19 protein-coding genes are annotated in these 20,170 nt (G+C 58.0%); 12 read left to right on the top strand and 7 right to left on the bottom strand.

Going from position 1 to position 20,170, the window contains the following annotated elements:
* Nucleotides 1-10: 10 nt before the first annotated feature.
* Complete coding sequence (locus EKL02_RS12800; protein WP_128902408.1) at nucleotides 11-1,279, bottom strand: YeaH/YhbH family protein; 1,269 nt, start codon at nucleotides 1,277-1,279, stop codon at nucleotides 11-13.
* 51 nt (nucleotides 1,280-1,330) lie between these two features.
* The gene (locus EKL02_RS12795; RefSeq protein ID WP_128902407.1) at nucleotides 1,331-3,253 is read right to left on the bottom strand and encodes a PrkA family serine protein kinase; all 1,923 of its coding nucleotides are present in this window, start codon (nucleotides 3,251-3,253) and stop codon (nucleotides 1,331-1,333) included.
* Nucleotides 3,254-3,639: 386 nt separating this feature from the next.
* Here EKL02_RS12795 and EKL02_RS12790 point away from each other — a divergent pair, with 386 nt between their 5' ends.
* From EKL02_RS12790 to EKL02_RS12775, 4 genes are all read left to right on the top strand, one after another.
* Nucleotides 3,640-4,734 carry a sigma-54 dependent transcriptional regulator gene (locus EKL02_RS12790; RefSeq protein WP_241687709.1) on the top strand — a complete coding sequence of 365 codons (1,095 nt, stop codon included), beginning with the start codon at nucleotides 3,640-3,642 and terminating at the stop codon, nucleotides 4,732-4,734.
* A complete protein-coding gene (locus EKL02_RS12785) occupies nucleotides 4,731-5,363 on the top strand; it encodes a response regulator transcription factor (protein WP_128902406.1) in 633 nt (210 codons plus the stop codon). The genes EKL02_RS12790 and EKL02_RS12785 overlap by 4 nt, the downstream gene beginning before the upstream one ends.
* Nucleotides 5,360-5,875, top strand: a complete 516-nt coding sequence (locus EKL02_RS12780) for a response regulator (protein WP_241687708.1) — start codon at nucleotides 5,360-5,362, stop codon at nucleotides 5,873-5,875. Before EKL02_RS12785 ends, EKL02_RS12780 begins: the two co-directional genes overlap by 4 nt.
* Before the next feature lie 158 nt (nucleotides 5,876-6,033).
* Complete coding sequence (locus tag EKL02_RS12775) at nucleotides 6,034-6,924, top strand: Crp/Fnr family transcriptional regulator (RefSeq protein WP_128902405.1); 891 nt, start codon at nucleotides 6,034-6,036, stop codon at nucleotides 6,922-6,924.
* A 41-nt stretch (nucleotides 6,925-6,965) separates the two neighbouring features.
* On the opposite strand, the gene EKL02_RS12770 is transcribed toward EKL02_RS12775, so the two are convergent.
* Nucleotides 6,966-8,996 carry an ATP-binding protein gene (locus tag EKL02_RS12770; protein WP_128902404.1) on the bottom strand — a complete coding sequence of 677 codons (2,031 nt, stop codon included), beginning with the start codon at nucleotides 8,994-8,996 and terminating at the stop codon, nucleotides 6,966-6,968.
* A 179-nt stretch (nucleotides 8,997-9,175) separates the two neighbouring features.
* On the opposite strand from EKL02_RS12770, the gene EKL02_RS12765 reads away from it, so the two are divergent.
* Nucleotides 9,176-9,433 carry a CsbD family protein gene (locus EKL02_RS12765; protein ID WP_347232085.1) on the top strand — a complete coding sequence of 86 codons (258 nt, stop codon included), beginning with the start codon at nucleotides 9,176-9,178 and terminating at the stop codon, nucleotides 9,431-9,433.
* Nucleotides 9,434-9,514: 81 nt separating this feature from the next.
* Nucleotides 9,515-10,069, top strand: a complete 555-nt coding sequence (locus EKL02_RS12760; RefSeq protein ID WP_128902403.1) for a hypothetical protein — start codon at nucleotides 9,515-9,517, stop codon at nucleotides 10,067-10,069.
* Nucleotides 10,070-10,202: 133 nt separating this feature from the next.
* Here EKL02_RS12760 and EKL02_RS12755 read toward each other — a convergent pair whose 3' ends face one another.
* Complete coding sequence (locus EKL02_RS12755; RefSeq protein WP_128902402.1) at nucleotides 10,203-10,679, bottom strand: nuclease-like protein; 477 nt, start codon at nucleotides 10,677-10,679, stop codon at nucleotides 10,203-10,205.
* Between the two features lie 251 nt (nucleotides 10,680-10,930).
* On the opposite strand from EKL02_RS12755, the gene EKL02_RS12750 reads away from it, so the two are divergent.
* A complete protein-coding gene (locus EKL02_RS12750) occupies nucleotides 10,931-11,770 on the top strand; it encodes a substrate-binding domain-containing protein (RefSeq protein WP_128902401.1) in 840 nt (279 codons plus the stop codon).
* 34 nt (nucleotides 11,771-11,804) lie between these two features.
* On the opposite strand, the gene EKL02_RS12745 is transcribed toward EKL02_RS12750, so the two are convergent.
* The 3 genes from EKL02_RS12745 to EKL02_RS12735 are packed head-to-tail and all read right to left on the bottom strand — an operon-like array spanning nucleotide 11,805 to nucleotide 14,065.
* Complete coding sequence (locus EKL02_RS12745; protein WP_128902400.1) at nucleotides 11,805-12,479, bottom strand: ABC transporter ATP-binding protein; 675 nt, start codon at nucleotides 12,477-12,479, stop codon at nucleotides 11,805-11,807.
* A complete protein-coding gene (locus tag EKL02_RS12740) occupies nucleotides 12,476-13,183 on the bottom strand; it encodes an ABC transporter permease (protein ID WP_128902399.1) in 708 nt (235 codons plus the stop codon). Before EKL02_RS12740 ends, EKL02_RS12745 begins: the two co-directional genes overlap by 4 nt.
* A 39-nt stretch (nucleotides 13,184-13,222) precedes the next feature.
* Nucleotides 13,223-14,065 (bottom strand): formate dehydrogenase accessory sulfurtransferase FdhD, encoded by an 843-nt coding sequence (locus tag EKL02_RS12735; protein ID WP_128902398.1) that lies wholly within the window; start codon nucleotides 14,063-14,065, stop codon nucleotides 13,223-13,225.
* A gap of 183 nt (nucleotides 14,066-14,248) precedes the next feature.
* Here EKL02_RS12735 and mobA point away from each other — a divergent pair, with 183 nt between their 5' ends.
* From mobA to EKL02_RS12710, 5 genes are all read left to right on the top strand, one after another.
* Nucleotides 14,249-14,848 carry a molybdenum cofactor guanylyltransferase MobA gene (gene mobA, locus EKL02_RS12730; protein ID WP_128902397.1) on the top strand — a complete coding sequence of 200 codons (600 nt, stop codon included), beginning with the start codon at nucleotides 14,249-14,251 and terminating at the stop codon, nucleotides 14,846-14,848.
* A gap of 46 nt (nucleotides 14,849-14,894) precedes the next feature.
* A complete protein-coding gene (glp, locus tag EKL02_RS12725; RefSeq protein ID WP_128902396.1) occupies nucleotides 14,895-16,181 on the top strand; it encodes a gephyrin-like molybdotransferase Glp in 1,287 nt (428 codons plus the stop codon).
* A 145-nt stretch (nucleotides 16,182-16,326) separates the two neighbouring features.
* On the top strand, nucleotides 16,327-17,010 hold the full coding sequence (locus tag EKL02_RS12720) for a molecular chaperone TorD family protein (RefSeq protein ID WP_128902395.1): 684 nt from the start codon (nucleotides 16,327-16,329) through the stop codon (nucleotides 17,008-17,010).
* A 34-nt stretch (nucleotides 17,011-17,044) separates the two neighbouring features.
* Entirely contained in the window at nucleotides 17,045-17,269 is a 225-nt protein-coding gene (locus EKL02_RS12715; protein ID WP_128902394.1) for a formate dehydrogenase, read from the top strand.
* Nucleotides 17,270-17,289: 20 nt separating this feature from the next.
* Nucleotides 17,290-20,169 carry a formate dehydrogenase subunit alpha gene (locus tag EKL02_RS12710; protein WP_128902393.1) on the top strand — a complete coding sequence of 960 codons (2,880 nt, stop codon included), beginning with the start codon at nucleotides 17,290-17,292 and terminating at the stop codon, nucleotides 20,167-20,169.
* Nucleotide 20,170: the final 1 nt, after the last annotated feature.

The following is a 20,170-nucleotide window of genomic DNA, read 5'->3' as shown; positions in this document are numbered from 1 at the left end:
CATCCTTTACTTATTTCACCTGCTTTTTGAACAACTCGCGGAACACCGGGTAAATGTCGGCGGGCGATTCGATTTTTTGCATGGCGAAGTTCGGATGGACTGCAGGAATTTGTGAATACTCTTCCCACAGGTTTTGCGGCGGGCCATCGGTGATTTCAATGTAGGCATAGTACTGCACCATCGGCATGATCGCATTCACCAGCAGGTCATGGCAGGTCAGCGAATCGCTGTCCCAGTTGTCGCCATCGGAGGCTTGCGCGACATAGGCATTCCAGTCATTGGTCGGGTAGCGTTCGGCGATAATGTCCTTCAAGAGGTGCAAGGCTGAAGAAACCACCGTGCCGCCGGATTCTCGCGAATGGAAAAAATCCTGTTCATCGACTTCGGTCGCCGAAGTATGGTGGCGGATGAAGACGACTTCGATTTTTTCATAGGCGCGCGTCAGGAACAGGTAGAGCAGGATGAAGAAGCGCTTGGCCATGTCCTTGCGCGCTTCATCCATCGAGCCGGAGACATCCATGACGCAAAACATCACCGCCTGGCTGGCTGGCTTGGGCACCTTGATGCGGTTGCTGTAGCGCAGATCGAACGGATCGATGAAGGGGATTGCCAGGATGCGCGTGCGCAAGTGATGAATTTCGCGGCGCAATTCAATGACGCGCAGGTCGTCTTCTTCGGCTGTCTTCAGGAGTGCCTGCAATTCCTCCTCCGCCTCTTTCAGGCGTTTGCGCGGCGCGCCGCCCACGGCGATGCGGCGTCCCAGCGCGCCGCGCAGGGAACGCAGCACGTGGATATTGGACGGCGTGCCTGAGACATTGTAGCCGGCACGCTGGTTCTTGAATTCCGGAACGGCAGTCAACTGGGTCTTGACCAGGTTGGGCAATTCGAGATCTTCGAAGAAAACATTCAGGAATTCCTCACGCGACAATTCGAAGGAAAAATCGTCTTCACCGGTCTCGTCGCTATTGCCAGCCTTGCCTTTGCCCGAGCCGCCGCGGCCGCCCTTGGGGCGTTCGATCTGGTCGCCCTTGGCGTATTCCTTGTTGCCGGGGTGGACGTTTTCCCAAATGCCGCCATGAGCATGGCCGAACACCGGTTCATTGATGTCCTTGACGGGAATGGAGATTTTCTCGCCGCTTTCAATATCCGTGATCGAGCGTCCCTTGACGGCGCGCGCCACGGCCTCCTTGATCTGTCCCTTGTAGCGCCGGATGAAGCGCTCCCGGTTGATCGCGGACTTGTTCTTGCCCTGCAGACGACGGTCAATGAGATGCACCAAAACCTTCTCCTGCTGATATTGCTTCCCTCCCCATGACAGGGAGGGAACGGGTTACGACGATTTCCGCACGCGCAGATACCATTCGCACAAGAGGCGTACCTGCTTGGCAGTATAGCCTTTGTCCACCATGCGCTTGACGAATTCCTCATGCTTGTGAGCATCGTCGGCACTGGCCTTGGCATTGAAGGAAATCACCGGCAGCAAGTCTTCGGTATTCGAGAACATTTTCTTCTCGATTACCGTGCGCAGTTTTTCATAACTGGTCCAGAGCGGGTTCTTGCCGGCATTGTGCGCGCGGGCGCGCAAGACGAAGTTGACGATTTCGTTGCGGAAATCCTTCGGGTTGGAAATGCCGGCCGGCTTCTCGATCTTTTCCAGTTCATTGTTCAGCGCATTGCGGTCGAAACTTTCGCCGGTGTCCGGATCGCGGAATTCCTGGTCCTGGATCCAGAAATCGGCGAACAGCACGTAGCGGTCGAAGATGTTCTGGCCATACTCGGAATAACTCTCCAGGTAAGCGGTCTGGATTTCCTTGCCGATGAAATCCACATAGCGTTGCGCCAGGTGCTCCTTGATGTACGTAAGGTACTTTTGCTCGATTTCGGGCGGGAACTGTTCGCGCGCCACCTGCTGTTCCAGCACGTACAGCAGGTGCACCGGATTGGCCGCCACCTCGGTGGTATCGAAGTTGAAGACCTTGGACAGGATCTTGAAGGCAAAGCGGGTGGACAAGCCATCCATGCCTTCATCGACGCCGGCGTAATCAATGTATTCATGGATCGACTTGGCCTTGGGGTCGGTATCCTTGAGGTTTTCGCCATCATAGACCAGCATCTTGGAATAGATGCTGGAATTTTCCGGTTCCCTCAGGCGCGACAGCACGGCAAACTGCGCCATCATCTTGAGCGTGCCCGGTGCGCAGGGCGCCTGCGACAGCGAGGAATTGCGCATCAGCTTGTCGTAGATCTTTACTTCCTCCGACACGCGCAGGCAATACGGCACCTTGACGATATAGATACGGTCGAGGAAGGCCTCGTTGTTCTTATTGTTGCGGAAGGCTTTCCATTCGGATTCGTTGGAGTGCGCCAGGATCACGCCGTCAAAGGGGATCGCGCCGAAACCTTCGGTGCCCTTGAAGTTGCCTTCCTGGGTAGCGGTCAGCAAGGGGTGCAGCACCTTGATGGGCGCCTTGAACATTTCGACGAATTCCATCAAGCCCTGGTTGGCCAGGCACAGGCCGCCGGAGTAGCTGTAGGCATCCGGATCATCCTGGGAGTATTCTTCCAGCTTGCGGATATCGACCTTGCCGACCAGCGAGGAGATATCCTGGTTGTTTTCATCGCCTGGCTCGGTCTTGGAGATGGCGACCTGCTTCAGGACCGATGGATAACGCTTGACCACCCGAAACTGGTTGATGTCGCCATTGAATTCGGCCAGGCGCTTGACTGCCCATGGGCTGGGGATGGTGCGCAGGTAGCGGCGCGGGATGCCGAAGTCCTCTTCCAGGATGGCGCCATCCTCGAGTTCATCGAACAGTCCGAGCGGTGATTCATTCACCGGCGAACCCTTGATGGCGTAGAAGGGGACATGTTCCATCAATTGCTTGAGCTTTTCCGCAATCGACGACTTGCCGCCGCCGACCGGGCCCAGCAGGTAAAGGATCTGCTTGCGTTCTTCCAGCCCCTGGGCAGCATGGCGGAAATAGGAAACGACTTGTTCGATGACTTCTTCCGTGCCGTAAAACTCGCGGAACGCCGGATAAATCTTGACCACCTTGTTGGCGAAGATGCGCGAGAGGCGCTGGTCATGGCGGGTATCGACCAGTTCCGGCTCGCCAATCGCCTGCAGCATGCGCTCGGCGGCGGAGGCATACGCCATCCGGTCGCGCTTGCAGATCTCCAGGTATTCCTTCAGGGAATATTCTTCTTCTTTGGTGCGCTCGTAACGCGAAGCATAATTCTCGAAGACTTTCATGGGTGATCCTTTGTGCAAAAAGTATCCGCTACAACCAGAACGGGTGCCTCTGTTTCCCAGATGAGTTTGCGTCTGGCAACGATTTAATAATACGCCGATATTTCATTTTGTGTCTCTTAGTTTCCGTGGTTTTTGGGAGAAATGTCACACCTTGTTTGCAATGGTTTTAAAGCATGCAAGCAAGGGGAGAGAAAGGCGTCTCTGCCACATTGAATTGCCTGCCATGTAAGACATTTGAGACAAATCAATTGTTCAGCCCATGCGAAAAAAAACGGTGCACCAGTCAGTGCATTCCTACATCAAAATCGGAGAAACACGGATGCGTCAATTTTTCAAATTATGTAAATATTATCAACACATCCATGCAGTAAACCAAGGAGTGTCCCGTGCTAAACGAATTTCAGAGTACTGAGACGGCTCAGACTGCAATCCATTGCCTTGCCTATGAACCGCCTGCAGCGCTGGCGACTCCCCCGGTTGTAGAAGAAGCCCCCAGGCACATGGTGCAGGCGCAAGCGAGGTTTGGCGATCTCTTCGGCGCGTCGCGGCCGATGCGCCAGTTGTTTCGCATGATTGCCCGCGTTGCGCCGACCCATGCCAATGTCTTGATCGAAGGAGAAAGCGGCACCGGCAAGGAGCTCGTTGCCAATACGATTTACCTGATGAGCGGGCGTGCCGGCCAACCCCTCGTGGCGGTCAACTGCGGCGCGATCTCGCCGCACCTGATCGAGGCCGAGTTGTTCGGACACGAGCGCGGCAGTTTTACGGGTGCGGTAAAAAGCCGCAAGGGCTGTTTCGAACGGGCCGATGGCGGCATCCTTTTTCTGGATGAAGTGACCGAGATGCCGATGGATATGCAAATCAAGCTGTTGCGCATCCTCGAAACCGGCCGTTTTTGCCGTATTGGCGCCGACACCGAGACACAGGTCAAGGTGCGGGTGATTGCCGCGACTAATCGCTGCCCGAGGCAGGCTGTGCAAGATGGGTTATTGCGGAGCGACCTTTACTATCGGCTGTCGGTATTTCCCTTGCAAGTGCCATCCTTGCGTGAGCGCGGTGACGATGTCCAGTTGATGGCAAGTGTCTTTCTTGATCGGCTCAACCAGGATGACGGGACGGCCAAGGTGTTTTCGCCAGCCTCCCGGGAATTCATGCAAACCTACACTTGGCCCGGTAATGTGCGCGAACTCAAAAACGCCGTTCATCGCGCATTCATACTGGCAGACCATGAACTCGATCTGACGGCCGCCATGACGGCGCATGCACCGGTCGAAAATGAGCCTGTCGCCCCGGACGGCGCGAGCGACTGCATCACCTTGCAAGTTGGCAGTACGCTGGAAGATGCGCAGCGCCGGTTGATCTGTGCCACAATCGGCCATTATCATGGCAACAAGACGCTTGCCGCAGCGGTTCTCGGCGTAAGCCTGAAAACCTTGTACAACCGATTAAAAGAATATGATTCGCAGGTGAAGCCAGCATGATAGATATTCTGGTCGTTGATGACCATGCCGTGGTGCGCGCGGGCGTGCATCACATTATTGGCAGTTTGCCCGATTTGCGCATTGGTGGCGAAGCTGCCAGCGCTGAGGAAGCAATCCGCATGATCCGTGCCCAGGACTGGGATATCGTGTTACTGGATATCGTCATGCCGGACAAGAGCGGCCTCGAGGTCTTGCGGCAAATAAAGCGCGAGAAGCCGGCGTTGCCGGTGCTGATCCTGAGCATGCATCCGGAAAGCCGGTACGCCGTCCACATGCTGCGTAGCGGCGCGGCAGGCTATGTACAAAAGGAAGCGCTTGCCACCGACCTGCTGAATGCCATCCACACCGTGCGAGGGGGGCATAAGTACATCAGCTATGGTGTCGCTGAATTGCTGACGACCGAAAAAGAAAGCAATAGTGACAAGGCATTGCATGAAACACTTTCACGCCGGGAATACGAAATTTTTTGCAAATTGAGCCAGGGCGAGGGGGTGACGCGTATTGCCGAAGCCTTGTGCCTGAGCGTCAAGACCGTCAGCACTTATCGCACCCGCATCTTGCAAAAGATGAATATGAGCACGAATGCTGACCTGATTTACTATGCCATCAAGGAAAAATTGATCGATTGAGTCGATTTGTTGACTTGGGATCGATCTTTGCAACGGGGCTTACACTCACCTTCACAGGAAATAGCGGTTATTTTCCCTGCATTATGGATCATCCATTCCCATCCTCCTCCGGTCCGCCAACGTCCCGCTGCTTGCGGATTTTCCTGGTCGAGGATTCAGCTGAAGTACGCGAACTGCTGATCCAGAACCTGACGAATATTCCCGGTATCGAACTTGCCGGTGTTGCCGAAGCGGAGGAGGATGCGCTGGATCAATTGTCACGCGCCTCATGCGACATTCTGATCCTGGATATTCGCCTCAAGCAAGGCAATGGCATGAGCCTGTTGCGTACGCTGTCCCGAGGCCCGAACCCTGGTGCGGGCGTCAAGATCGTATTTACCAATAATGCCAGCGATACCTATCGTCGGGCCGGGGAACAGTATGGCGCGGGGTTTTTTTTCGATAAGTCGACCGACTTCCTTCAGCTACGTTCTGTAGTGCAAGAGCTTGCAAGTGCCGCAATGGCATCCTGAATCTTCGCATCGTCCTGAAATTCCACCGTACCGATAAGCGCTTGCGCAACTTCTGGTTGTCGGCGGAATCCCACAGCAGAATCGGAGAAACACGGATGCAGCAATATTTTGCTTTCGCAGATGATGTATCGGAAAGCGGGATAACCAAGGAGGGTGGCATGGGTCAAAAAGCCGGTTCATTTACAGATACCAATATCGTCGCAGGTCGCTTGCGCACTGTTAATTCGCATGTCTTCTCGGCTTTGCGACAGGCGGAGCCAGAATTCCAGTCCGCATCACAATCCTTTCTTAATGCCAAGCCTGTGCGTATCGCCGGCTTGTATGGTCATAACCCGCAGCAAAACCATATTCTGGCAGCCTTGCCCGATGCTGAATATGGACGCTTCGCCGCAGAGCTGGAACTGGTCTCCATGCCTACAGGAATGGTATTAAGCGAACCCAGTCGTACACTCCAGCATGTTTACTTTCCTACAAGCAGTATCGTATCGATCCTGCACGATACCCGGGACGGCGCGACTGCCGAAACGGCCGTGATCGGCAATGAAGGCCTGGTCGGTGTCGGGGTCTGGTTGGGCGGGGGCGGCACGTCCTGCCGTGCTGTGGTGACGAGTGCCGGATTTGGCTTTCGTCTTGGCGCAGGGCTCTTGCAAGACGAGTTTGAGCGTGGCGAGGCGCTTCACAAGCATTTGCTGCGGTTCACCCAGGCGCTGCTGACGCAAATGTCGCAGGCGGCGGTATGCAACCGGCATCATAACGTGGCGCAACAGCTATGCCTGTGGCTTCTGTTGCGCCTGGACCGGCTGCCTTCCAATGAACTGATCATGACGCAAGAAATGATTGCCAACATGCTTGGCGTGCGCCGCGAAAGCGTGGCGGAGGCGGCCGGCCGCCTGCAGGAAGACAACGTCATTCATTACAGCCGGGGCCACATCACGGTACTGGACCGGGAGGCGCTCGAGCGCCGGGTCTGCGAATGCTATGGCGATGTCAGGCATGAATACGCCCGCTTGTTGCCCATCCGGGTCGACACGGCCTCCCTGGCGGGATAAACGATTCCAATCGCCGGTCAGCCTTGGCCCGGAGCGGGATTTCAGGCAGGGTGCCCGGTTTTTTCCAGGGCAGCGGTTGCGCTGCCATCTCCTTGCGGAAATTTCGGCAGCTTGATCTTGATGCGGGTACCTGATCCGGGAGCGCTTTCAATTGCGATCGTGCCGCCAAGATAGACCACCCGCTCTCGCATGCCCCGCAGTCCATGGGTCGAATTAGAGGGCAGCTTCTGCGAGGAAATCCCGATACCATTATCGCGGATCGTCAGGTAGATTTCTTCGTCGTTATCGTCCAGGATGATATCAACATGAGTTGCCTTCGCGTGCTTGGCGATATTGTTCAGCGTTTCCTGGACCATGCGAAAAAGTGAAATCTCGACCTGGCTGGAGTACTGGATATCTTCGTCTGGCAGGCTGACCGAGCACGTCACCCCCGTATAGGTTTCAAACTCCTGGGCCTGATCGCTGATCGCGGTCTTGATGCCGAAGATGTCGAGTTTATCTGGCCGCAATCCACTCTGGATGCGGCGCTTGGTGGCGGTAATCGACTGCAGCAATGCCTTGATCTGCACAATGCGTTCGGTAATGCCGACATCGTTCGGCATTTGCTGAAACAGGATCGCCAGGTGCATATTCAATGCTGTAAGGGAAGATCCAAGGTCGTCATGCAATTCGCGGGCGATCGCCCGTTTTTCTTCTTCACGCATGGTTTGCAGATGGCCAATCAACTCCCTTACTTCCAGAGTCCGGGATTCCACCAGGTTTTCCAGCCGTGTTTCATGGGCCTTCATGGCTTCTTCAATGCGCTTGCGATCGGTGATATCGGTGGTGATCCCGACCGATCCCAATACTTCGCTGTTCTGGCCAAACCAGGGGGCTTCGGTCAGGTAATAGGTACGCTGGCCGCGTGGCAGGTCGATAGGAAATTCGACGGACTTGGCTTTGCCTTCTTTCAAAACATCGAGATTGTTTTCCTCGATGCGGGTCGCCACATCGGGGTCGGGAAATACTTCGGCGCTGGTATGGCCGATCACCGATGCCTGGTCTTTTCCCAGAATACTCAGTGCGGCCGGGTTGGCGAAGATGTAACAACCTTTCTGGTCCTTGACGCAAATCCCCTCGGTCGTGAAGTCGCTGACGATGCGCAGCAATTCATGGGTTCTTGCCAGTTCGGCTTCTCCTTTCAGACGGCTGCCATACTCATGGTTGAGCATGAGAGCGGCACGCCAGAACAGTACGAGCAGCAGTGCGCTGCCAACCAAAAGCGCCAAAGGAGAAATCATGTCATGGTCGTAAAAGCCTCTGCCGGCCCCCCACTTGGCAAGCAAGTCCAGGGTCACCAGCAACACCAGCGTTACTGGCAGCACGCTGCGCAAAAGGCGCCCGCCGGGAGCGGGGCTGAGCAGTATCGACATCATCGGGTGCGCCGGCCTTGAAAACAGGATGCCGATGGCGAGCATGACGAAGGCCGGGGGCGCCTGCCTGGAGATTGCCGGTACCGGTGCAAATTCTGTCAGGGCCTGGACATTGAACAGATATCCCATCATCGGGATGCACATGACGGCGGCCATCGTTAAAGCACAATATTCGGCAGGGTAGCGTCCCGATCGTGTTGGACGATCCAGGAGAAGCAGGCTTGCTCCTGCCAGAATAAATCCCAGCGCGCCCAGCAAGGAAACGGCATTGGTTTTCAGCAAATAAGCTTGCCAGTTCATCGTCAGCAAATAGGGATCAATGAATTGGTCCAGCCCCCAGAATATATTTGCCAGTGATAACAACCCGCCGATAATTACCAGCACAGCCAGGCCTTGTGCCAGCCCGCGAAAAGCGCGGTTGGCAAGCCGATGCCGAAATGGCGCGGGATAACACTGCAACCACAAGGTGATGCTGGCCAGCATCATGATAACTACCGTGTGGGAACGCGGGAAAAACGCGGCATGCTGGTTTATGTCATGTGGAAACAACGGGCTGACATGCCATCCAATGATCAGCGTGATGCTGCACAAGGTCAGCAATGCAGCCGCCAGGACGGCCATCCAGTGGGGTTTGTGCACCATGGTGGTAGGCGAATTCATCGGGGCGTCATGAAACAAGTCGGTATTAAGCAAAATCAGAAATTCCGGGTAAATATTGTAGAGGTCTCACATGAAGATAAGGCGTACTTGGATTGATGCACGTCATGTGTTGAATCGATAGCGAAGCCATTCTGGCACCCGGCATCGTTGCCCCTATGTGCTGCAACGTACAGATAGGGATGTTCCTCCACCTTATAGTAAAACTGCTTGATTTTCTTTTAATTCATTCAGAAAGAGAAGGTGAAATCATGAACAAGGACCAGATCAAAGGCAGGGCACGCACCGTTGCCGGAAAAACCCAGGAACAGGCAGGCAAGGTCATGGGTGATACAAGTCAGCAAGCAAAAGGCTTGGCCAAGCAGGCAGCAGGCAAAATCCAGGAAACCTACGGCAATGCCAAGGAAACAGTGCGCAAGACAACACCCAGAGGACATTGATTTTCCGATGGCAGCGGAAGTGATTATTTTTTCAGAATCAATATCGGTTGATGTTGGTTAAATTGATGAAAGGTAATACGTATGGTCGATACCCAATACACTACCCAGTCTTCCACGCAGAATTCCGGCCTGGTCACTGCCTTGTTTCCGGATCGCGATAGCGCAGAGCGCGCCTATCAGTCAGTGACCGAGCGGGGCTATACCAATAATGATGTCAATTTGGTCATGTCCGACGATACCCGCAAACGTCACTTCACGGGCAGCGGTGCGACGCAGACCGAATTGGGGAGCAAGGCAGCCGAAGGCGCCAGCATGGGGGGCGCCATTGGCGGTACGCTGGGCGCAATTGCTGCGGCAATTGCCGCAGTAGGCACCTCCATTGCGATTCCCGGACTCGGCATCGTCATTGCCGGGCCGCTTGCGGCAGCATTGGCTGGCGCCGGTGCCGGCGGCTTGACCGGTGGCTTGGTCGGTGCCCTGGTCGGCGCCGGGATCCCGGAAGAACGGGTAAAACATTATGAGGCAGGAATCAAGGAAGGCGGCATCCTGATGGGAGTCAAGCCACGGTCCCGCGAAGACGCTGATTACCTTGCGCAATCCTGGAAGCAGCACAAGGGCGAACATATTTACTCCTGACGATAAATAAGCTTGCTCCCGCAAGTGAAATAAAAAAGGGCGCATTTTTGCGCCCTTTTTTATTTCAAACCACTGCTGCGGACATGCCCGCAGCGCGCTTGCTTCATTCCTGACGGACGAAAGTCCCGTGCCCCTATCGGATTCTCTTTCGATTAATTTCTACCGGAATGCCCCAGATGCCGAATCCGCGTGCGCGGGCAATTTTTTCCAGGGCTTCATAGGAAAAGGGCGCGTCGGGCCGGGCAATTGCCCAGCCTTTTTGCAGCATCCATTCACTCAGGTCATCCTCGCCGGAAGTGCAACTTGCTATCAGGCTTCCATCGGCATTGACGAATCTCGGCATGCAGCGCACGAAGTCGCCGCTGATCTTGAACTCCAGTGCGAGGGCCGCCCGACTGTTGCAACGGACTGGCCGCAGGGACGTATTGCAGCTCTTGTCCGTAGGCGGAATGTAAATCCCGTAAAGATAAACCAGGCGCCCGTCGATCTGCAGCGCACCGTCTTCTCGTACGAATGCAAAGCTTGAAATTGCATCGTTCGCCCTGCCGGACAGAATTACCGCACCAAGGACAAATGCTGTCAAAAATTTCAGGAAGGTGCCAAGTGACATGACCGTTATCCTTTATTTCGACGAATTGACGACGTGAAGACAATCAAGAATAGCCGGTACTGCGAAACCGTGCATTCCTGTCGGAGCGTGAAACCCAATTTTCGCGATGGTAAGGGCTTGATGTTTTCCAAGGCAGGAAATCGCTTGTGACGCAAAATCTCCAGCAATGCGCAATCACACAAGGACTTGTGTCGCAAAAGAAGTTGCCCGAAAAAACAGGCTTGCCAATCCACGCGCCACGGGAGAAGAAAATGCGTCCGCCCATCAGGAACTGTTTTTTTTCCACCCTCATATCTGCTGCGTTGGCAGGGCTTTTATTGCTGCCATTGCCGGGCCTGGCGGAAGAGGCGATAAAGCTGTCTACCACGACCAGCACGGAAAATTCCGGCTTGCTCGCCTTTCTGTTGCCAGCCTTTGAAGCCGAGTCCGGAATCAAGGTCCATGTGATTGCGGTCGGTACCGGCAAAGCGCTGGAATTGGCAAGAAATGGCGATGTCGACGTTACCCTCGTGCATGCGCGTGCTTCGGAAGACAAGTTCGTTGCTGAAGGCGGCGGCATTAATCGTCGCGACGTGATGTACAACGATTTCATTATTGTGGGGCCGGACAGCGATCCCGCAGGCGTTCGCAAAGCGGGCAAGGATGTCTTGACAGGGCTGCAGCGCATTGTCGACAGCAAAAGCCGGTTCATTTCACGCGGTGACAATTCCGGCACGGACCAGATGGAACAAGGGTACTGGAAACTGCTGGGCGTCCGTCCTGCCGGAAAAGCCTATGTTTCCGCCGGCCTGGGCATGGGCGAAGTGCTGAATATGGCGGCCGAGATGCAAGCCTATACGCTGACTGACCGCGCCACCTACCTTGCTTACCGCGCCAGGACGGGGCTGACGATCTTGCTGGAAGGTGACCCACGGATGTTCAATCCTTACGGCATTGTCGCCGTCAATCCAGGCAGGCACAAAGATGTTAATTACAAGGGGGCGATGCGCCTGATTGAATGGATCACGTCGCCGCAAGGCCAGGAAAAAATTGCCAGCTTTCGGGTAGATGGGCAACAAGTGTTCTTTCCCTACTCCGGGGCGGCTAGATAGCGATCCTGGCGCGCGATGGCCATTCGCTGCCAACTCATGCCAGCCGGATGCGGTTCTGCCTGGCTTGCAAGCGGCCATCCTGCAGCTTCAGCCGCTGAGCGCCGCGCATGGCAATCAGGTCGCGGTCATGACAGGCCATGACCACACTGTTGCCGGCAGCCGTCAAGGTGGGAATCAACCGGATAACCTGCTCGCGCGCGGCGCCATCCAGATTGGCCGTCGGTTCATCCAGCAATAGCAGCCTGGGATCCAGCACCTTTGCCCGCGCCAGGGCGATGCGCTGCCGTTCTCCGCCGGATAATTCCAGGGGATTGCGATTGCGTAAGTGGCTAACTCCGGCCCAGTCCATCGCTTCTGCCACAAGCAGGTCGATGTCGCGTGGGCGGCACCCGCGGGCAGCCAGGCCATAGCCGATATTGGCGGCAACGCTGATGCCAAACATGACCGGATGCTGGTGCACGTAAACGATCGCCGCGCGCATTTCGGCAGGGTAGGGGGCCAGGCGCACGCTTTTTCCCATGAAGCAGGCTTCGCACCCTGCCGCAGACTCCAGCCCTGCCAGCATGCGCAGCAGGGTGGACTTGCCGCTGCCGTTTATGCCAGTCAATACATAGGCGCTGCCAGCCTGCAGGCGCAGGGTGTCGATGTCGAACAGCTGGCGAGCGCCATAACACTTGCTTAAATGATGAATTTCCAGCAGGGCCGTCATGACGTGCCTCGCACTGCCTGCATGTCCCCTTGCAACAAGACCAGCACGGCGTTGATTGCCAGGGCGATTGCCACCAGCACCAGGCCAAGAGCGATGCCTTGGGCGAATTCGCCCTTGCTGGTTTGTAGCGCAATGGCGGTGGTAATGGTACGCGTCTCACCTTCAATATTGCCGCCGACCATGATGGCGCAGCCCACTTCAGCAATCACCCGCCCAAATCCGCTGATGACAGCGGCCATCACGCCAAAGCGCACGTCATGCAGCACCGTGCGCATCACGCCCAGGCGCGTCGCACCCAGCGTAATGGCGGTCTCCGCCAGCCGCGGGTCGGCTGCCTGAATGGCCGCCAGCGAAAAGGCAATCAACACCGGCAAGGCGATCAGCACCTGGCCGGCAACAATCCCGGGCTGGGAAAACAGCCAGCGAAATTCGCCCAGCGGCCCCTGCCGCGACAGCCCCAGGTACAGCAACAATCCAATCAGCACGGTGGGCAGTGCCATGGCTGCCTGGATCAGCCAGATGGCGATGCGCCGGCCAGGAAAGGCATGCTGCGCAACCAGGTAGCCTGCGGCAATCGCAACGGGGGTGGCAATGGCCAGGGCAATCAGCGAAGTTTTCAGCGAAATCCAGATGATCTGCAGGAGTGCTGCATCGCCCTGGGCAAGCAGACCGAAAGCATCACGGGTGGCTTCAAGGATCGGCATGGCGGCGGGGCATTCTCGACGTCGGCAGGGATGTGCGGCTCAGGCAAGCCGCACGGTATCCGCCAGTGAAGGTTGCGCAATCAGGCGCTCGCAGGACGTCAGCAGCAGGAAGTGTTTGCCGGTACAGCGCGTCAGCAGCGTCATGCCGAGCTGCTCGGCCACCATGTGCCCCATCTGCGTGGTGCCGGAGCGCGACAGCAAGAACGGGATGCCCATCTGGCCACCCTTGATCACCATTTCCGATGTCAGCCGCCCGGTCGTGTAAAACACCTTGTCGGCGCCCTCGACGCCATCCAGCCACATCTTGCCGGCGATGGCATCGACAGCATTGTGCCGCCCCACGTCTTCGACAAAATACAGCATCTCGCCCTCAGCGGAAAAAAGCGCGCAGCCATGCACCGACCCGGCCTGTTTATAGATCGAGGGCTGGGTGCGGATGGTGTCGACGATCGCATACAGCACCGATTGATGCAGGCGCGCCTCGGCCGGCAGGGTGATTTGGGCGATTTCATCCATCAATCCGCCAAAGACCGAGCCCTGGCCGCAACCGGTCGTTACGACTTTTTTTTGCGTACGCTCGGCGAGGTCGGCAATGCCATGGCGGGTGGTGACGGCAACGGCATCGACTTCCCAGTCGACCTGGATGGCTGTCACGTCCGCGACCGAGCGCACCAGCCGCTGGTTGCGCAGGTAGCCGAGCGTCAGGGCTTCGGGCGCCGCGCCCAGTGTCATCAGCGTTACCAGTTCCTGCCGATCCACGTACACGGTCAATGGCCGCTCCGCCGGAATGGCGATGACGGAAGCCCGCCCGCGTTCGTCGATGGCCCGCACTTCGCGGGTCAGGGCAACGCTGGCGGTCGACATTTGCGGACGATAGGGCATGGCTAAGATTTGCGCTGCATTGCAGAGGCGGACGAGGCCACTTGATTCGATGCGCGCGGCCGCTTGTCGTTCAACAAGTCTAGCCAGTTTATGACGTCTCACGACGGGCGCCGGCCTGTCGGTGCTTGAGCGTCATCAATTTCCCTGCCGTTTCCCTTGCGAGATTCAATTTATACTGCAGCCATGGAAATCGACATTTCAACTGTGACGGGCTTGATCCTGGCCGGCGGCCGCGGTTCGCGCATGGGCAGCATCGACAAGGGATTGCAACTTCTCGACGGCAAGCCGATGGTGGCGCATGTGATCGAGCGGCTCGGCCCGCAAGTGGGCGGCCTGATCATCAATGCCAACCAGAACCTCGATGTGTACGGCCGCTTCGGCTATCCAGTCTGGCCGGACGTACTGGCCGGATTTGCAGGCCCCCTGGCGGGCTTGCAGAGCGGGATGATGCATTGCGCCACGCCATTGCTGGTGACGGCGCCCTGCGATTCGCCTTTCCTGCCGGCCGACCTGGTCAAGCGCTTAGGCAGCGCGCTGAAGACAGCCCGGGCGGATCTGGCCGTTGCCGTCACACTGGAGGCTGGCCGCCGCCAGCCGCAGCCGGTATTTTGCCTGCTGAAGACGGCATTGCTGCCGCGGCTGGACGATTACCTGCAACAGGGAGGGCGCAAGGTGGATGCCTGGTATCGTTCGCTCGCCGTAGTGGAGGTGGAATTCCCCGACGAGATAGCATTTCGCAACATCAATACGCTGGATGAATTGCAGCAACATCAGGCAAAATAGCGGTTGTCGACCCACCCGCGCCCCAGGCGATAACAATAAAACCTTTATGCCGTCACCCTCTGTTTCAGAAATCATCAGTTGCCTGTCCGGTTACGATCCGGATGCATTGACCGTCGAGCAGGCGCAGCAGATCGTGCGGCAATGCGTCGCGCCAGTGGACAGCGTCGAAAGGCTGGCCTTGCGTACTGCCCTGGGTCGTGTGCTGGCCGAGGACATCATTTCGCCCATTAATGTCCCGGCGCAGGATAATTCGGCCATGGATGGCTATGCCGTGCGCGCCGTCGACCTGCTGGGCGAGGGCCCGGTTGACTTGCGCGTGGTCGGCCATACCCATGCAGGCATGGTGCATGAATCAGCGGTGAAGGCTGGCGAGTGCGTGCGCATCATGACCGGCGCGCCAATGCCGGAAGGCTGCGATACCGTGGTGCCGCAGGAATTTGTCCTGACGGTGACCGAAACGACGGTCACGATGCCCGCCGCTGTCGCGAAAGTGGGGGATAACCGCCGTTTGCAAGGCGAAGACTTGCGTGAAGGTACACCTGCCTTGCTGAAAGGACGGATTCTGCGGCCGGCGGACCTCGGCCTGATTGCCTCGCTGGGCATCGCTGAAGTCCCGGTGCGGCGGCGCTTGCGGGTAGCTTTTTTTTCGACCGGCAATGAGCTGCGCTCGCTCGGCGAGCCGCTCGATCCAGGCTGTGTCTACGACAGCAACCGCTATACCTTGTACGGCATGCTGCAACGCCTGGGATGCGACATACTCGACATGGGTGTGGTCAGGGATGACGAGGCCGCGCTGGAGGCGGCATTGCGCAGCGCCTGTGAAAACGCCGACGTTGTGGTGACGTCCGGCGGCGTGTCAGTGGGTGAGGCCGATTACACCAAACAAGTCATGGCGCGCCTGGGCGACGTGAAATTCTGGAAAATCGCCATGCGCCCCGGGCGTCCCATGGCATTTGGCAGGATTGCCTCGAACGGCAAGGCGGCATGGCTGTTCGGCCTGCCTGGCAATCCCGTGGCGGTCATGGTGACCTTTTATTTTTTTGCGCGCGTGGCCCTGCTGCGCATGATGGGGGCGCAGAGCGACCAGTTGCCCGTGCTGCGGGCAGCTTCGCAATCGGATATTCGCAAAAAGCCGGGCCGCACCGAATACCAGCGCGGCATCCTGTCACAGGACAGCAGCGGCGTTCCCCAGGTGCGCATCACCGGCGCACAGGGCTCCGGCATTCTACGGTCGATGTCGGAAGCCAATTGCATCGTCATCCTGTCGCATCAGCAAGACAGCGTAAAGGCAGGCGACGCGGTCGATGTATTAGCCCTCGAAGGCTTGATTTAAAGTTCCCGTAAAAAACGCTTTACCTCATTTTATTGATTCAAGTCCAATACATATGGATGGTTGCCTGACCACCAACTGACTTCACGCCTATTCTGTCAAATAGGGCAGGAAATGCCCAGGAAAGACACCAAAAGGGTGGAGACAGATGCAAGCCATTCCTGCACAAGAATGCGGCCGCGCCACGCCACTGGGTGCGGCTGTGCTATTGCCGCTCGCGCGTGAAGAGCAGGCCCGCGCCGATCTGTATGCCCTCATTGCCCGCCTGCTGATCACCCCGCCCGAGTCCGGCCTGCTGGACGCGCTTGCCGCGGCGGATTCCCTGGATTCGCTCGCGACTGACCATCCGCTCGACCGGGCCTGGGAAAGCCTCGTACTGGCTGCCGGCGTCCTCGATGCCGCAGCGGTTCACGAAGAATTCAACGATTTATTCATCAGTGCCGGCACGCCGCAAATCAATCCTTATGCCTCCCTCTATCTGGGAGGCTTCCTGCATGAAAAACCCTTGGTTGCCTTGCGCACTGAGCTGGCGCAACTTGGTCTCGCCCGCATCGATGGTGCCGGCGAGACGGAAGACCACCTGGCGGCGCTCTGCGAAGCCATGCGGCTCATGATTGCCGGCGGCGCCGGCGTCGGTGCGCTGCGTCAGCCGCTTGACCGTCAAAAACAGTTTTTCGAGAAGCATATCGCCTCCTGGAGCAGCCGCTGCCTGGATGAGATCTGCGCCTTGCAGGAAGCGAATTTCTACCGGCGCGTGGCGGAATTTTCCAGGGAATTCTTTTTGGTCGAAGCCCAGGCATTCGACATGGCAGACGAGCTCAACAGTCACTGAACTGGCAGTATCGGCAAGAATCTGAGGAGGTCCTATGGCACAGCATGAATCCGGCAAGTTGGATGGCAGCAGACGCTGGTTTTTGGGCGCAGCGGGCGGTGCAGGCGCGCTCGGCACATTCGCCATCCTGTTCGGCAAGGGCGTGGCATCGGCGCCGGTGCTGCCGCCTGCTTCAGTGGCGGCGCAGGAAGCGTCCGGGCGCGGGTATCGTGAAACCGAACATGTGCGCCAGTATTATCGCAGCGCGCGCTACTGGTAATTTCCTGCAGGAGCCGGTCCATGTCACTTGTGAAGATTTCCGGAGGCAGCGGGGCATCCGCACCTTCATCGTTGCATGAAGGCACTGCGCACGCCATTGGCGCGACCATGAACCGCCGTGCTTTCCTGATGCGGGCTGGCGTGACTGCCGGCGCAGGCGTGCTGGCCCGCCACCTGCCGCTGAATGTGATCGCGCCGGCCCACGCGGCCGCGCCGAAGGCAGCCGCGGCTGCCGCCGCGGTCGAGGTCAAGCACACCATCTGCACCCATTGTTCGGTCGGCTGTTCCGTCGAGGCCGTGGTGCAGAACGGTGTCTGGATCCGCCAGGACGCCGCCTTCGATTCGCCGCTAAACATGGGCGCGCATTGCGCCAAGGGCGCCTCGGTGCGCGAGCACGGCCATGGCGAGCATCGCCTGCGCTACCCGATGAAGCTGGTCGATGGCAAATACCAGCGCATCTCCTGGACACAGGCAATCAATGAAATCGGCGACCGCCTGCTGCAACTGCGCCAGCAAGCCGGGCCGGATGCCATGATGATGATTGGTGGCAGCAAGCATAGCAATGAACAATCTTACCTGATGCGCAAGTTCATCTCGATGTGGGGATCGAACAATTGCGACCACCAGGCCCGCATCTGCCATTCGACCACTGTCGCCGGCGTCGCCCAGACCTATGGATACGGGGCGATGACCAATTCCTTCAATGACCTGCACCACAGCAAGGCGGTCATGTTCATCGGCTCGAACCCGGCCGAGGCGCACCCGGTCTCCATGCTACATTTTTTGCATGCCAAGGAACTGGGCGCAAAAATGATCGTGGTCGATCCGCGCTTTACCCGCACGGCGCGTTTTGCGCACCATTACGTGCGCATCCGTCCCGGCACCGACATTGCCCTAGTGTGGGGCATGCTCTGGCATATCTTCCAGAATGGCTGGGAAGACCAGAAATATATCGCCGAGCGCACCCATGGCATGGACGAGGTGCGCAAGGAAGTTGCCAAGTGGACGCCGGACAAGGTCGCCGATGTCACGGGCGTGTCGGAGGCGCATGTGCGGCTGGCAGCCGAATTGCTGGCGAAAAACCGCCCCTCGTCCGTGGTCTGGTGCATGGGCATCACGCAGCACCATGTCGGCACCGCCAATGTGCGCGCGCTATCGATCCTGCAGCTGGCGCTGGGCAATATCGGTGTCTCCGGCGGCGGCGCCAATATCTACCGGGGCCATGACAATGTGCAGGGGGCGACCGACGTCGGGCCCAACCCCGATTCGCTGCCAGGCTACTACGGCATTGCCGAAGGCGCATGGAAGCACTTCGCCACGGCCTGGGGTGTCGACTACAACTGGCTGCTCGCGCGCTTCGGTTCGAAGCAATTGATGGAAAAACCGGGACTGACGGTGTCGCGCTGGTTCGACGGCGTGCTGGAAAAGAAGGAGTACGTGGACCAGCCCGGCAACCTGCGCGCCGTGATCTACTGGGGGCATGCGCCCAACAGCCAGACGCGCCTGCCGGACATGAAGGCCGCCATGCAAAAGCTGGACATGCTGGTGGTGATCGATCCCTATCCCACCATGACCGCGGCCATGCATGGCCGCAAGGATGGCGTCTACCTGCTGCCGGCCACGACCCAGTTCGAGACGTCCGGCTCCGTCACCGCCAGCAACCGCAGCATCCAGTGGCGCGAGCGGGTGATTGCGCCGCTATTCGAGTGCAAGACCGACCAGGAAATCATGTACCTGTTCGCGCAGAAGTTCGGCTTTGCCAATGAGCTCTGCAAGAACATCAAGGTCGTCAACAATGAACCGGTGATCGAGGACATCCTGCGCGAGATCAACCGCTCATGCTGGACCATTGGCTATACAGGCTGTTCGCCGGAGCGCCTGAAGCTGCACATGCAAAACAAGCATACGTTTAACCCCACCACGCTGCGTGCCGAGTCCGGACCCTGCAAGGGCGATTACTATGGCTTGCCCTGGCCCTGCTGGGGCACGCCGGAACTGAAGCATCCCGGCACGCCCCTGCTGTATGACCTTTCCAAGCCGGTTATCGAAGGCGGCTTGCCATTTCGCGCCAACTGGGGCGTCGACCGCAATGGCGAAAGCCTGCTGGCGGCGGACGGCTCCACCACCAAGGACAGCGAACTCGATACCGGCTACCCGGAGTTCGACCACGTATTCCTGAAAAAGCTGGGCTGGTGGAGCGAGCTGACGCCGCAGGAGCAGGCGCAGGCGGAAGGCAAGAACTGGAAGACCGACAACTCGGGCGGCATCATCCGCGTGGTTATCGGCCATGGCTGCGCGCCGTTCGGCAATGCCCGCGCGCGCTGCAATGTCTGGAATTTCCCCGACCCCGTGCCGGTGCACCGCGAACCCCTGATGACGCCGCGCCGCGACCTCGTGGCGAAATACCCGACCTACGACGACAAGGCGGCTTTCTGGCGCCTGCCGACCCTGTACAAATCGGTGCAGGCAGCGGATTTTTCCAAGGAATATCCGCTGATCATGACTTCCGGCCGCCTGGTGGAATACGAAGGCGGCGGCGATGAAACGCGTTCCAACCCCTGGCTGGCAGAACTGCAGCAAAACATGTTCGTCGAGGTCAATCCACGCGATGCTGCGCAGGTCGGCGCGGCCACCGGCAAGTACCTCTGGGTGGAGACGCCGACCGGCGCGCGCCTGAAGATGATGGCGATGGTGACCGAGCGGGTGCCTCCCGGCATCGTCTGGATGCCATTCCATTTTGGCGGATGGTGGATGGGCGAGGACTTGCTGGAGCACTACCCGAAAGGCGCGGCGCCGCTTGCGCGCGGTGAGGCGGTCAACACCGGCTGGACCTATGGTTATGACGCGGTGACGATGATGCAGGAGACCAAGGTGTCGATATGCCGATTGGCCCGGGCTTGAC

Source organism: Janthinobacterium sp. 17J80-10 (assembly GCF_004114795.1).
Taxonomy (GTDB): Bacteria; Pseudomonadota; Gammaproteobacteria; order Burkholderiales; family Burkholderiaceae_D; genus Paucimonas.
The sequence above is the reverse complement of the archived record's forward strand: the minus strand, read 5'-3'. Positions and strand labels throughout refer to the sequence as shown.